This window comes from Streptomyces sp. NPDC104226 (assembly GCF_055584085.1).
In genome coordinates, this window is sequence record NZ_JBVJMS010000005.1 from 257,835 (window position 1) to 271,271 (window position 13,437).

Consider the following 13,437-nt stretch of genomic DNA (forward strand, 5'->3'; position numbering starts at 1 on the left):
CGGGGCGCTCACCACTCCCGGGGGGCGATGAGCTGCTCGACGTCCGCGTCCGGGAATCCGTACGCGGACGCCACGAACGCGAAGTCCTCGGCTATCTCCTCGCGGGCCACGGTCTCGATCTCGCTCCCCGCGGCATCGAACTCCGCCTCCAGCAGGTTGAACTCCTCGGTCGCCGCCCCCGTCAGCACGTACAGCCCGGCCAGGTCCGCGGGCGGCCCGGCCTCGATGCGCGCGCAGAGGCGGAGCAGGATGTCCCGGCCCTTGTCGAGGACGTGATCGGGGTAGTACGCGTCCGCGTAGAGCGGTTTCAGGAAGGCGTGGGCCGACACGCGCCGGTTCGTGATCGGCAGAGGTGTAGGTGTAGGCGTAGGCATCGACATGGTGGTCCCCCCTGTTCGGCGACGGCCCGGTGGGCCCGGTGGGTCCTGGGCGTCGATGTACCGATGGTGCACCGGGGCACTGACAACGGGTCCGGAGCTGTGGGGGCTGCTACGCGCCGATCGTGCGGGCTATGCCCTTGGCTATCTTCTCGGCGTCCAGGGCCAGCTCGCGGAGGTTGCCGCTGATGGGGTTGGTGAAGCCGGTGAAGTAGAGGCCGGGGGCTTGGGGCGGGGTCTTGGCGCCGTGCGTACGGGGGCGGCCGCGGTCGTCCAGTACGTCGAGGCCGCCGACCAGGCCCTCCAGGGCGCGGCGGTAGCCGGTGGCCGCGATCACGGCGTCCGGGGTGATCCGAGAACCGTCCGCGAGGACCACCTCGGCCCCGTCGAAGGAGGCGACGGCGGCCACGGGCTCCACCCGGCCCGTGCGGACCGCGTCGATCAGGCCGACGTCCTGGATCGGGATCGCCCCCTGCTTGACCCTGCTGTACAGGCCGGCGGTGGGGCGCGGGAGCCCGTACGCGGACAGGTCCGGGACGGAGGCCTTGCCGACGATCGCGCCGAGCCGGTCGACGAGCCGGACCGGGAGCCGCCGGACCAGGATCCCGGTCCGCTGGGCGGGCCAGCCCGCGGTGGAGCGGCGCAGGATGTGCGGGGCGGTGCGCACCGCGAGCCGGACCCGGGCGGCGCCGCCTTCGGCGAGGTCGACGGCTATCTCGGCGCCCGTGTTGCCGACGCCGACGACCAGGACGTCCCGGCCGGCGTAGGGGGCGGGGTTGCGGTACTCGGCGGCGTGCGCGAGGGGGCCCGGGAAGGCGTCCCGGCCGGGCCAGTCGGGGACGAAGGGGGTGTGGTTGAACCCCGTCGCGACCACGACCGCCCGGGCCGCCATGACGCGGCCGCCGGTGGCGTGCAGGGTCCAGCCGGGGGCGGCGGGGCCGCTGGTGCCGTCCTGGCCGTCGGGGTCGGAGTCCTTGGCGGGCTCGATGCGGGTCACCTCGATGCCGGTGGCGATCTCCAGCTCGTGGAACTCCGCGTACTTCTCCAGGTAGCGCACCACGTTCTCGCGCGCCACCCAGCGGCCGAAGCGGCGCGGCATGGCCAGGCCCGGGAGGGCGGAGAGGCGGCGCGTGGTGTGCAGGTGGAGGCGGTCGTAGTGCCGCCGCCAGGAACTGCCGACCGAATCCGACTTCTCCACGACCACCGCGCGGATCCCGCGCCCGCGCAGTGCGGCGGCGACGGCGAGGCCGCCGGGGCCGGCGCCGATCACGTAGACCGGGCGGGGCTGGGTGGACAGGTCGGGTGTTGCGGGGACTCCGGGCATGAGGTGTGAGCGTATCGCCGTACGGGCGCGGTGGGTCTCGGACGAGGAGGGAATCGGTTGCGGATCGATTACGGGGAGTGGTGGAGGGGGGTGGCCCGGTGGACGGGGGCTTGTGGGATGGGGTGGGATCCGGTGAACTGACGGTACGTCAGATGGGTTCGGCTGGGTTTCGTCCCGAGGAGTGGTGTCGTGAGTACTGGAGCCGGTACGGCTGCGCGGTTCGACCTGCCGGAGATCGACGACTTCACGCGGCCCTACTGGGACGCGGCCGCGGAGGGGCGGCTGTTGCTGCGGCGCTGCGGGGAGTGCGGCAAGGCGCACCACTACCCGCGGGAGTTCTGCCCGTCCTGCTGGGCGGGGGAGGACCGGGTCACGTGGGAGACGGCGAGCGGGCGGGCCACCCTGTACACCTGGTCGGTGATCCACCGGAACGACCTGCCGCCCTTCGGGGAGCGGGTGCCGTATGTGGCGGCGGTGGTGGATCTTGCGGAGGGGCCGCGGATGATGACCGAGGTCGTCGTGGGCGGGGGGCAGCCCGAGCCTGGGCTGGAGCTGAGGGTGGGGATGGAGCTGGAGGTGGCCTTCCGGGAGGCGGCGGAGGGGATCTGGGTGGCGGTGTTCGCTCCGCGGGGCGCCTGAGCGGCGGGCGGCCTCTGTCGACGTCGCCGCTGCGCGGGGCGGAGTCCCCTACCCGCCCTTCCACCGTTCCCAGGGCTCAGCCCTGACCCGGTCCTCACACGCCGGACGGGCTGGAGGGGGTACCGGGCTGCGCCCGGACCCCCCGGGGCTCCGCCCCGGACCCCGGTCCTCAAACGCCGGACGGCTGGATTTGCTGCGCTCGGACCCTGGGCCTCAAGCGCCGGACGGGTGGATTGGCTGCGCCCCGGACCCCGGGCCTCAAGTGCCGGACGGCTGGATTTGCTGCGCCCCGGGCCCCGGGCCGCGGGCCTCAAGCGCCGGACGGGTGGATTGGCTGCGTCCGGGGCTCAGGGCCACAGGAGGTGGTGGGTCCAGGGGGTGGTGGGGGTGCGGGTGTAGTGCAGGCGGGTGTGGAGGCGGGACGCGTCGCCCTGGAAGAACTCGATCTCCGTCGGGGACAGGACGTACCGGGTCCACGTGGGTGCCGGGGCGTCCGGCTCCGTGCCGGCCCGCTCCCAGGACACCGCCGCGGCCGCGGCCAGCTCCTCTCGTGAGGCCAGTACCTCGCTCTGGCGGCCCGTCAGCGCCGCCGCCAGCGCTCCGCGCGTGCGGGCCGCCAGGTCGGCGCGGCTCTCCACCGCATCGCACGCGGTGACCCGGCCCCGGATGCGGATCTGGCGGGCCACCGCCGGCCAGTAGAAGCCCAGTGCCGCCGCCGGCTGCCCCGCCAGCTGGCGGCCCTTCGTGCTGGTGGAGTGAGAGGCGAAGTGCAGGCCGCGCTCGTCGGCGTCGTGCAGCATGAGCGTGCGTACGTCCGGGCGCCCGTCAGCGTCCACCGTCGCCAGGCTCATCGTGTGCGGCTCGGGCTGCCCCGCCTTGGCGGCGTGCGTGAACCACTCCCGGAACAGGTCGAGCGGCTCGGCCGGTGCGGTGGCCGTGTCGAAGGTGGGCAGCGGGCCGTCCCAGACGCGCAGGGAGTGCAGGGTCGTGTGGAAGTCGCTCACGTCGCTCGTCTCGCTCGTCTCGTTCGTCTCGCTTGTCTCGCTCGTCATTTCCCAATCGAACACCACGCGGCTTGGCCGTCACTACGATGTGCGGGTTTACGTGCTTTACGTGACTCGTGAGCGTGGGGAGACGTAGGAATGGACAACAGCGGCGGCGTCAGAGCCGGCGGCATACGAAGAGCCCTGGTGGCATTGGTCGTTGCGGGTGTCGCGGTGGCCTGCGGGCCCGCGCCGGGGGGTGGCGGGACGGCCGCCGTCCCGTCCGGCTCCGGGGCGGCGACGGCCGCCGCCACCACCTCCGCACCGGCGACCTCGGCTCCGCCCACCTCCGCACCGCCGACCGTGGCGGCGGCACCGACACCGACACCGCCGCCGACTGTCGCGCCCACTCCCGCGCCGACGAAGGCCCGGACCCCGGCACCCGCGGACGCCAAGCCGGCCCCGACCCCCAGCCGGAGTACGGCGAAGCCGCCGGTCGCCACCAAGACGCCGCAGGAGCCCCCGAGCGGGGTCTGCGAGATCGTGTCCAACGCCGGGAACTGCTACAACGCCGGCCAGTTCTGCCGCAAGGCCGACCTCGGACGCTCCACCCACGCCGCGAACCGGCGGATGATCTACTGCCGCATGGACGGGGCGCAGGCCCGCTGGCAGTACTAGCGGCGCGGCCGTCAGGTGCGGAAAAGGGGCGCCCCGCCCGGCCTGTTCGGTCGGGTGGGGCGCCCCTCGGACGTCTGCGTGCTTCAGCAGGGCGTCAGGGAGTCACGACATCAGTCGAGGACGTCCGGGATGGGCTCGCTGGGCGTGCTGCGCTTCAGCGCCGGTGCGCCGGCGGGTGCGCCGAGGGACCAGTTGGTGAGCGCGATGGCGTCCGGGTAGCGGTCCGTGGAGTTGAGCAGGACACCGATGATGGTCTTGCCGTTGCGGGTCACGGAGAAGACGAGGCACTGGCCGGCCTTGGAGCCGCTGCCGGTCTTGACGCCGATGGCGCCCTGGGTCTGGTACGCGTGGCCGGGCGTGATCAGCAGGTTGGTGTTCGTCCACGTGGCGCTGGTGGAGGTTCCGCCGGTGCTGTACGAGTAGGTCTTGACGATCGACTTGAAGGTCGTGCCCTTCATCGCGGCGCGGGTGAGCTTCGCGAGGTCGCGCGCGGTGATCTTGTTGTTGCCGTGCTGCGAGATGCCGTCGAAGGCGTCGTAGTACGTGTTGGTCATGCCGAGGGTCTTCGCCTTGGCGTTCATCTTCGCGATGAAGTCGTTGATGCGGGCCTGCCGGGATGAGCCCGAGCCGAAGGTGTCGGCGAGGGCGTAGGCGGCGTCGCAGCCCGAGGGCAGCATCATCCCGTAGAGGAGCTGGCGGACCGTGGGGGTGGCGCCGGCCTTCAGGCGGGCCGTGCTCGCGCCCTCGCGGGCGACGTAGTCCAGGTACTCCTGCTGGACGGTGACCTTCTTGTTGAGGTCGATGCCCGGCGAGGTGAGGACGACCAGGGCCGTCATGATCTTCGTGGTGCTGGCGCCCTCGAGCTTGGTGTCGCCCGCCTTGTTGGCGAGCGTGGCACCCGTGGTGCCGTCCATGAGGAAGGCGGACTTCGCGAGGGTCGGCGGTCCTTCGACGGCCTGGGCGGGCGAGGCGACCGCGATGAGGGCGCCGGTGGCGACGGTGACGGCGAGAGCGGCGCGCGAGCGTCGCAGCAGATTCGATATCAAGTCAGTTCCCGTGATGGCTGGAGATTCCCCGAAGGGGCCGTGGGCACCGAGGTGCCGGCCCCTCCGGGAGCTTACGCAGCCCAACGGACAGGGAGATCAGTCCCGTCCGAGAATGATGGTGCCCGAGGAGCAGAACCAGCCGCCCGTACCCGAGGCGACGGCCACCTGTGGGAGGGTTCCGCCTGCTTTGCGCACCTGTCCCGACCCTGCCTCGCCGCGCAGTTGGCGTACCGCCTCGACCAGCAGGAACAGTCCGCGCATGCCGGGATGGCAGGCGGAGAGTCCGCCGCCGTCCGTATTGACCGGGAATTCGCCGTCCCGCAGGAGCCTGCCCTTCTCCACGAAGGTGCCGCCCTCGCCTTTGGCGCAGAAGCCGAGGTCCTCGAGGGTGACCAGCGTCATATAGGTGAAGGCGTCGTAGATCTCGGCGAGATCCACGTCCGCCGGGGTGAGCCCGGCCCGGGCGAAGGCCTGGCGGCCCGAGACCGCCGCGGGGGAGACGGTGAAGTCCTCCCACTCCGACATCGTGGTGTGCGAGACGGCGGTGCCGGAGCCGAGGATCCAGACGGGGTCCTTGGCCGTGTCCGGTACGTAGTCCTCCGCGGCCAGCAGGACCGCGCAGCCGCCGTCCGAGCGGATGCAGCAGTTCAGCTTCGTGAAGGGGTCCGCGATCATCCCGGAGGACAGGACGTCGTCGACCGTGATCGGGTCGCGGAACATCGCGTCCGGGTTGGTGGCGGCGTTCGCCCGCGCCTGCACCGCCACCTCGGCGAGCTGCTCCAGCGTCGTGCCGTACTCGTGCATGTGGCGGCGCGCGGCCATCGCGTACTTGGAGACCAGCGTGTGCCCGTACGGGACCTCGAACTGGAGCGGGCCGCGGGCGCCGAAGGAGAGGTTCGAGGTCCGGCGGCGGGCCTTGATGTCGGCGCGCGCGGTGGATCCGTAGACGAGGAGGACCGCGTTGGCGTGGCCGGCCGCGATGGCATCGGCGGCGTGGGCGGCCATGACCTCCCAGGTGGAGCCGCCGACGGAGGTGGAGTCGACCCAGGTGGGCCGCAGGCCCAGGTACTCGGCGACTTCCACGGGCGCCAGGATGCCGAGGCCGGCCGAGGCGAAGCCGTCGATCACCGACCGGTCCAGTCCGGAGTCGGCCAGGGCCCGGCGGGCGGCCTGCGCGTGCAGGGCGTACGGGGTGGGACCGTCCACCCGTCCGCAGTCCGAAAGGGCGACGCCGACGACGGCGACCCGGCGGCGGGGCCGGGCCTGGGGGTCGGCGGAGGCGGAGAGGGGTCCAGGTGTGACAGGCATGGACCCGACGGTACAACTGACGTACCGTCAGATGCTAGGGGTGCCCGCCTTCGTCCTCCCCGGCCTCCCCCGCCCCTTCCGTCCTCTTCGGGAGGTCCGCCCCCTGTGCTTCTGGCGCCTCCCGCCCTAACATGACGGCCCGTCAGATACGGGGAGGAGCCCGACGATGGATGCCGCCTTCACCGCGGAGCAGGACGAGATGCGCCGTACCCTGCGCGAGGTCCTCGGCAAACGCTGCGGCCCGGACGAGGTCAAGGCCGCCGTCCGGACCGCCGCCGGACACGACTGCGAGCTGTGGCAGCAGCTCGCCCGGCAGCTCGGGCTGCCGGGCATCGCCGTGGCCGAGGAATACGGGGGCGTCGGCTGCACCGCCGCCGACCTGGCCCTGGCCTGCGAGGAGACCGGGCGGGTGCTGCTGCCCTCCCCACTGCTGGCCACCGCCGTGCTCGCCGTGCCGCTGATCACCGCCCTGGGCACCGGCGAGCAGCGCTCCGCCCTGCTCCCGCCGCTCGCGGCGGGCGGGCTCACGGCCGCGCTCGCCGTACCCGGCCCCGCCCTGGCCACCGCCCTCGCGCTGACCGGCGACAACGCCCCGGGCGACTGGGCCGGCGGAGGCCGGGCCGGCGGGGTGCAGGCCCGCGCTGTGGACGGCGGCTGGCGGCTGTACGGGGAGGTCGCCCAGGTGCTCGACGGGCACAGCGCCTCGCTCCTGCTGGTCGCCGCGCACACGGGAGGGTTCGCCCGCAGTCGCACGCTGCTGTTCCTCGTACGGGAGGACGCGCCCGGCCTGGTACGGGCGCGGCAGACCACCCTGGACGAGACCCGCCCGCAGGGCCGCATCCAACTGCGTGATGTGGAAGCCGAGTTGCTCGGCTCCTCCGAGGACGCCGATGTCGCCGGAGCCCTCGCCGCCGCCGGGCGCGGGGCCGCCGCCGTCCTGGCCGCCGAGGCCGTCGGCGCGGCCGGGCAGGCGCTCGCCCGCACCGTGGAGTACGTACAGCAGCGCGAGCAGTTCGGCCGGGCCATCGGCTCGTTCCAGGCGGTCAAGCACCGCCTCGCCGACCTCTACGTCCAGGTCCAGGCGGCCCGCTCCGCCGCCTACTACGCCGCCTGGGACCCGGAACAGGGCGGACTCGCCCTGGCCCAGGCCCTGGAGGCGCTGCGGATCACCGCCGGCGAGGCCATCCAGCTGCACGGCGGCATCGGCTTCACCTGGGAGCACGACGCGCACCTCTACTTCAAGCGGGCGGCCGCCGACGAACTGCTCTTCGGCCCCGTCCACCGGCTGCGCGCCCATGCCGCGGAAGCCGCCGGGCTGTTCGCCCCCGCGGCCCCGTCGGCCCCCGCGCCCGTACCAGCCCCCGCCCCCGCCCCACGGAACGAGAAGGTGGCCGTCTGATGGCGCCCGGAGTCAAGCTGATGCAGAAGGTCTCCTCGACCATGCTGTTCGCCAAGATCGCACCGCACTTCATCCCCGCCATGGACAAGGCGGTGCACAAGCTGACCCGCGGCAAGGTCATCCTGAGCGCCCAGATGCTCCCCGGCGTGATCCTCACCGCCAAGGGAGCCAAGACCGGCGAACCGCGCACCACCCCGCTCGCGTGCATGCCGGAGCAGGACGGGGTGAGCTGGCTGCTGATCGGTTCGAACTTCGGCCGCCCCGGACACCCGGCGTGGACCGGGAACCTGCTGAAGAACCCTGACGCGGACGTGAGTTGGAAGGGTCAGGACATCGCCGTACGCGCCCGCCTGCTGGCGGGTGAGGAGCGCGCGGCGGCGTGGCAGGCGGTGCTGAAGTTCTGGCCGCCGTACGCGACGTACCAGGCGCGCATCGAGCGCGAGATCCGGTTGTTCCGCCTGGAGCGTCGCTGATCGCGGCGGAAGTCCCGTAGTCGAAGTCCCGGAGTCGAAGTCCCGTGAGAGCGGCAGCGCGAGCGGCCGCCCCGAAGGTGCGGCGGACCCTGTTCGGGTCCGCCGTCTACTTCGTGGGCTTCTTGCCCGTGACGCCGAGGTGTACCAGGAGCGCCAGGTTCGGCTTCAGTTCCGCCTGCTTCACGCCCCAGGTCTGGAACCCCTTCTGGTGCGAGGCGACCGCCGCGAGCATGGCGACCAGCGAACCGGCCATCGCCGCGGGGCTCACGTCCTTGTCGACCTTGCCCTTGGCCTGGAGCTCCTTCATCGACTCCGTCAGGGAGTTGGTGACGGAGTTGAGGATCTTCATGCGGATCTTGTAGAACCGCTTGTCGCCCTCGGCCGCACCGAGGTCGACGACGCGCAGGATGGCGTCGTTGCGCCGCCAGAACTCCAGGAACCCGTCGACGAGTTCCTCGGCCGCGGCCCAGCCCGCCTTGCCGACCCACGCGCGCCCCTCGACCAGTGAGGTCAGTTGGGCGCCCTCGTTGGCCATGCGCTCGGCGATCTCCAGGACGGCGCCTTCGACGTCCGGGAAGTACTGGTAGAAGGTCGCGGGGGAGGTACCGGCCTTGCGGGCGACGTCGATCACTTTGACGTCGCGGTACGGCGAGGAGCTGAGCATCTCGCTGAGGCAGTCGAGCAGCTTCTGCCTCGTCGCCTGACCGCGCCGGCCGGCAACGCGGCCGTCGACGGTGCGTACTTGTCCTGTCATGCCGTCAGCTTACCGAGGGGTGATCTGCGCGCGATTCGGCCGCCTGCAAATGGGGTGACGGGGCGCCTGGCCTGGGCGTACACCCGCTCCGGCCCGTCACCGCGGCCGATTCCGGCCGGGTGCGCCCCCCCGGGCGCGCCGTCCGGCTTCGGGGCCTGTCCCCCGAATAGTCTTATCAACAGGCTGTGGACAAGTTTTCGGGCACATCATGATCCGGAGGACATGGCTGGGCGAGCGACGCGGAACGTGCGCGGAGGGTGCACACCCTTGCACACCCCCGCACAACGGAAGGAACCGGGCTCATGGCCGCATTCGCAGAAGGATCGCCCTGCTGGGTCGATGCCTCCCTGCCGGACGTGGAAGCGGGCAAGCGCTTCTACGGTGAGCTCTTCGGGTGGACCTTCAACGAGGGCGCGGGACCCGAGTACGGCCACTACACCCAGGCCTACAGCCGCGGCCGCAACGTCGCCGCCCTCGCCCCCAAGCCAGACGGCCGGATGCCGACCGTCTGGGGGGTCTACCTCTACACGACCGACGCGTACGCCTGCGCCCAGCGCATCCGCGCCGCCGGCGGCCAGATGGTGATGGACCCGATGCCGGTCGGCCCCTACGGGACCGCCGCGATGGCCGCCGACCCCGGCGGGGCCGTCTTCGGCCTGTGGCAGCCCGGCACCCACCACGGCTTCGACGCCCAGAACGAGCCCTACACCTACTGCTGGTCCGAGGTGTACACCCGGGCCCGCGACGCCGTGGACGTCTTCTACGCCAAGGTCTTCGGCTACGTCCCCGAGGACCAGAACGACGAGGAGTCGGGCATCGAGTACCGCGTCTGGTCCCCGCCCGGCAAGGCGCCAGGCTCGGAGACCGCCGTCCTGGGGCGCAGCCTGATCACCGACGCCTTCCCGGAGATCATGCCCGCGCACTACCTCGCGTACTTCGCCGTCCCGGACTGCGACCAGTCCGTGGCGATGGTGCAGCGCCTCGGCGGCCGGGTCACCGCCGACCCCGTCGACACCCCGTACGGGCGCATCGCGGTGGTCGCGGACAACCAGGGCGCCGTCTTCGGGCTCCTCTCGGAGCCCCGCACGAGGACGGCCTAGGACACCCCCTGGGGCCTGTCGTCAGCCGGGTCAGCCGGTGACCTCGACCGAGTCCACGCGGCTCTCCGAGTTGATGAAGCGGTCTCCCGAGAACACGGCCTTCCAGTCGCCACTGCGCCGAACGGTGAACTTACGGGTGAAGGTGCCGTCGGCCGCGGTGCCCGTGTAGCCGGCACGGATCCACTGGGTGCTGCCCTTCGTGCGGAAGTAGATGTCGACGTGGCCCTGGGCCGGCGCCGTGGTGCCGAGTTCCCGCACCTTGCCGACCACGGTCAGCTGTCCACCGCTCTTGACCGGCTCGGGGTGGGCGTTGAACTCGGGGATCTCCGTCTTGGCCCGCGTCACGTGGACGAGCGCCGAAGCGCTCTGCCCCAGGTCCTTGCCCGCGTACCGGACGCGCCAGTAGCCGCGCTCCCCGGCAAGGGACTGCCTGAACTGCTTGCCGAACTCGGCCGTGAAGGTCTTGCGGGTGGTCCATGTGGAGCCGGTCGTGGAGAACTGGATCTCGAAGGGTCCGCGGGCCGGGGGCGTCTTGCCCGGATCCACGTGGCTGGTGCTCGGCGTCAAGTCGAAATAGACCATCGGGGTGTTGCCGCCGGCGAGCCACTCGCCGGACTGGCCGTAGTAGCTCACACCCGAGGTGACGTCCACCTCGACGGGGGCGAAGGCCTTCTGGTCGAGCCAGATCTGACTGCCGGTGGAGACCTTGAAGGTGGTGTCGTACGGAGCCTTGGCGCTGACGGAGAAGCGGCCCTCGGGGCTGCTGTTGAACATCACCGGCTTGCTCGCCGTACGGGTCAGCTTCATGGCCGAGGCCAGGGGCTTGAGCGTGCCGTCCGCCGCGACCCGCTTCAGCGAGCCGTTGATGCGGACGGGGTTGCCGTACGGCGCGGACACCTTGCGGGAGGCGGGGTCCAGGTCGATCCGCACCGGCTGCCGGTCGATCCGGGCGTCGGCGTCGATCCAGCCGGCGAGGCCGCTGGCGTTCGTGTGCGCCAGGCGGATCGACGCGCTGGACTCGGTACCGGTGAAGGCGACAGGTGCCTTCAGGCGGCCCGTGCTGTCGGTGGAGACGGTGGTGGACTTGCCCGACACGTCGATCGCAACCTTCGCGCCGCCCAGCGGGGTCAGGGTCCCGTTGCGCGGGTCGAGGCCCCTGAGGACCGTTTCGACGGTGGTGCCCAGACTGTCCAGGGAGACCGCTTTGGACGTGATGACCTCGTCGAAGACGGGCTTGGGCGTGTAGTTGAGGGTGGTCGCGTCCTTGCGCACGAGCGGCTCGCCCTCGGTGCCGCGGTACTCGATGTCGACGGAGTAGACCCCGAGCTTGTCGAGCTTCACCGGGCCGGAGGTGGAGGTGAAGGTCCCCTCTCCCGACGACGAATCGCTCGGCTCGTACGAGAAGTCCTTGATGGTCAGGACGCGGGTCCCGGAGCCCTTCGCCCGCAGGTGGACCACGGGCTGCATGTTCTCGGCGCGGACCACGCCGATCTGTACGCCGTCCGTGGTGACCGTGATGTGGAAGTCCTGGTCGGCGGCGTGCGCCGTGCCCGGAGCGAGGAGCATGCCGCCGATGGCGGCGGCGGCGACCGCGAGTGCGGTGGTGTAGCGGATGTGCTTCATGGGTCCCCCCGGACGGTACGGATGACGGGTTGCGCGTTGAGGGTGATGGGTTACGGGTTCACCGGGAGGTCGTCGCGGCGGCTCACGGCGTTGAGGTGCTTGCCGTCCGCGTCGCGGTAGCGGGCGAACCAGGCGCCGCTCGTCTCGGTGGTGAACTCGTGCTCGAAGGAGCCGTCCTCGGCGGTCGTCGCGTGGCCCTTGTAGACGGCGTCCTGGCTGCCGGCGGGCTGGAAGTAGAACAGCACCATCTGGCCGCCGTACCCCTTCCACGGGCTCTCGTGCCGCAGGAAGCCCTTGATGCGGAAGGGCTTGCCCTTGTCCTTCGGCTCCGGCGACGCGTTGAAGCCCGCGAACGCCGTCGCCGTCCGGGTCAGCCGGACCGGCTCGGTGACGGAGCCCTGGATGCTGGGCGCGGCGGCGTACCGCAGCCGCCAGTAGCCGTCCCCCTTGGCCGGCACCCGCTGGTCGAAGCGGGCGGAGCCGAACTCCACGGTGAAGACGGTGCTCGTCTTCCAGTCCGCCTTGCCGTCGGCCGAGTACTGCACCTCGATCAGGGTGGGGGTCTGGCTGAGGGGCTTGTGGGCGAGGCTGCCGGTGAACTTCACGCCGTCGGCGTCGATCGTGGCCTCGACGTCCCTGAAGTAGCTGACCTCGACGACGTCGACCGCCGTACTGGCGGCCGCGTTCTCCAGCCACGGGGACTTGCCGCCCGCCCACGTGGTCCGCACGGGGCCGCCGTGGACCGTCTGGATCTGCCGCTCGAAGCGGCCGTCGGCCACCGTCCGGGGCTCACCGGTGAGGTCCGCGAGCATCGCCGTGCCCGCGGGGACGGGCTTGCGCGTACCGTCCGCGGCGGTCCGGACGGCCTGTCCGGTGATCTTGGTGGTCGCGCCGTAGCGGGAGGTGATCTTCCGCGACTCGGGGTCGAGGACGATCTCTGCCTTCTGGCGGACCGCGCGAGCGGTTTCGCTGCGGCCCCCGGGGCTCATGTCCGGGGTCTCCAGGACCTCGACGCGCACGTCGGTGTGGTCCTCGGTGCCCAGGAAGGTGAACGGCGCGGACAGGTGGCCCCGCGCGTCCGTGGTGGCCTCCTGCGAGGTGCGCTCGCTGGAGAGGCGGACCTTGGTGTTCTTGAGCGGGGAGCTCGCCCCGGTCCGCGGGTCGAGGGTGGCCACGTCCGCCGTGACGGTGGTCTTCAGGTTGTCCAGGGACACCCCGTCCGCCGCACTGACCCCGGTGACCACACCGCGCAGCCGGTAGTCGAAGGTCCCGCACTCGAAGGGCTCGTTCTCCGGGCCGACCTCGGCCGTGTAGATCCCGAGCTCCGCCAGCTTGAGGGGCTCCGAGACCAGGTGGAAGTCGGGCAGGATGCCGTCCGGGTCGGTCACCTTGCGGAAGGTGCCGACGGAGGCCATGCGCAGACCCGTCTTCTTGTTCCGCAGGTGGACGACCAGGCCCTCGGGCACGCCCGTCCCGTCCGGCGCGCTGTGGACGGCCAGCGACCCGTCCTGCTTGGCGTACATCTCCGGCGGGCAGGCGCCGGCCGGAGTCTGCCTCGGCTCGGACGTGGACACGGATGCGGCGTGCACCGAGCCCGGCACGGCCAGGCCGCCGAGCAGCGCGGTGGCGACGACTACGGCTGAGGTCAGACGGTGACGCACGGATTCCCCCGGATTTTGACGAGCTGAACGATGGTTGGACCCGCGACACCCCCGATGGGTTGTACGCCTCTT

Annotated in this window: 13 protein-coding genes; 5 read left to right on the top strand and 8 right to left on the bottom strand. The window is 71.8% G+C overall.

Translation table 11 applies throughout. The annotated features are described in order from the left end of the window. Positions 1-8: 8 nt before the first annotated feature. Together ACZ60J_RS17590 and ACZ60J_RS17595 are read right to left on the bottom strand one after the other, a co-directional pair. Positions 9-350 (bottom strand): DUF5713 family protein, encoded by a 342-nt coding sequence (locus tag ACZ60J_RS17590; RefSeq protein WP_469683269.1) that lies wholly within the window; start codon positions 348-350, stop codon positions 9-11. Positions 351-489: 139 nt separating this feature from the next. Continuing rightward, positions 490-1,701, bottom strand: coding sequence for a flavin-containing monooxygenase (locus ACZ60J_RS17595; RefSeq protein WP_469682789.1), 1,212 nt, complete (start codon positions 1,699-1,701; stop codon positions 490-492). Between the two features lie 189 nt (positions 1,702-1,890). On the opposite strand from ACZ60J_RS17595, the gene ACZ60J_RS17600 reads away from it, so the two are divergent. Further along, the gene (locus tag ACZ60J_RS17600) at positions 1,891-2,340 is read left to right on the top strand and encodes a Zn-ribbon domain-containing OB-fold protein (protein WP_469682791.1); all 450 of its coding nucleotides are present in this window, start codon (positions 1,891-1,893) and stop codon (positions 2,338-2,340) included. A 347-nt stretch (positions 2,341-2,687) separates the two neighbouring features. Here ACZ60J_RS17600 and ACZ60J_RS17605 read toward each other — a convergent pair whose 3' ends face one another. Beyond that, positions 2,688-3,392, bottom strand: coding sequence for a pyridoxine/pyridoxamine 5'-phosphate oxidase (locus ACZ60J_RS17605; protein WP_469682793.1), 705 nt, complete (start codon positions 3,390-3,392; stop codon positions 2,688-2,690). A gap of 138 nt (positions 3,393-3,530) precedes the next feature. On the opposite strand from ACZ60J_RS17605, the gene ACZ60J_RS17610 reads away from it, so the two are divergent. Then, positions 3,531-4,001 carry a hypothetical protein gene (locus ACZ60J_RS17610; protein WP_469682795.1) on the top strand — a complete coding sequence of 157 codons (471 nt, stop codon included), beginning with the start codon at positions 3,531-3,533 and terminating at the stop codon, positions 3,999-4,001. Positions 4,002-4,111: 110 nt separating this feature from the next. On the opposite strand, the gene ACZ60J_RS17615 is transcribed toward ACZ60J_RS17610, so the two are convergent. Beyond that, on the bottom strand, positions 4,112-5,047 hold the full coding sequence (locus ACZ60J_RS17615; protein WP_469682797.1) for a D-alanyl-D-alanine carboxypeptidase family protein: 936 nt from the start codon (positions 5,045-5,047) through the stop codon (positions 4,112-4,114). 96 nt (positions 5,048-5,143) lie between these two features. Then, on the bottom strand, positions 5,144-6,355 hold the full coding sequence (locus ACZ60J_RS17620; protein ID WP_469682799.1) for an acetyl-CoA acetyltransferase: 1,212 nt from the start codon (positions 6,353-6,355) through the stop codon (positions 5,144-5,146). Positions 6,356-6,521: 166 nt separating this feature from the next. Here ACZ60J_RS17620 and ACZ60J_RS17625 point away from each other — a divergent pair, with 166 nt between their 5' ends. Together ACZ60J_RS17625 and ACZ60J_RS17630 are read left to right on the top strand one after the other, a co-directional pair. Beyond that, the gene (locus ACZ60J_RS17625) at positions 6,522-7,754 is read left to right on the top strand and encodes an acyl-CoA dehydrogenase family protein (RefSeq protein ID WP_469682800.1); all 1,233 of its coding nucleotides are present in this window, start codon (positions 6,522-6,524) and stop codon (positions 7,752-7,754) included. Then, entirely contained in the window at positions 7,754-8,227 is a 474-nt protein-coding gene (locus tag ACZ60J_RS17630; protein WP_250742710.1) for a nitroreductase family deazaflavin-dependent oxidoreductase, read from the top strand. The genes ACZ60J_RS17625 and ACZ60J_RS17630 overlap by 1 nt, the downstream gene beginning before the upstream one ends. Before the next feature lie 106 nt (positions 8,228-8,333). Here the strand turns inward: ACZ60J_RS17630 and ACZ60J_RS17635 are convergent, their stop codons facing one another. Beyond that, entirely contained in the window at positions 8,334-8,981 is a 648-nt protein-coding gene (locus ACZ60J_RS17635; protein ID WP_469682802.1) for a TetR family transcriptional regulator, read from the bottom strand. A gap of 302 nt (positions 8,982-9,283) precedes the next feature. Here ACZ60J_RS17635 and ACZ60J_RS17640 point away from each other — a divergent pair, with 302 nt between their 5' ends. Next, on the top strand, positions 9,284-10,081 hold the full coding sequence (locus ACZ60J_RS17640) for a VOC family protein (protein ID WP_469682804.1): 798 nt from the start codon (positions 9,284-9,286) through the stop codon (positions 10,079-10,081). Positions 10,082-10,111: 30 nt separating this feature from the next. Here the strand turns inward: ACZ60J_RS17640 and ACZ60J_RS17645 are convergent, their stop codons facing one another. Further along, positions 10,112-11,704 carry a hypothetical protein gene (locus tag ACZ60J_RS17645; RefSeq protein ID WP_469682806.1) on the bottom strand — a complete coding sequence of 531 codons (1,593 nt, stop codon included), beginning with the start codon at positions 11,702-11,704 and terminating at the stop codon, positions 10,112-10,114. 50 nt (positions 11,705-11,754) lie between these two features. Continuing rightward, on the bottom strand, positions 11,755-13,365 hold the full coding sequence (locus tag ACZ60J_RS17650) for a hypothetical protein (RefSeq protein WP_469682808.1): 1,611 nt from the start codon (positions 13,363-13,365) through the stop codon (positions 11,755-11,757). Positions 13,366-13,437: the final 72 nt, after the last annotated feature.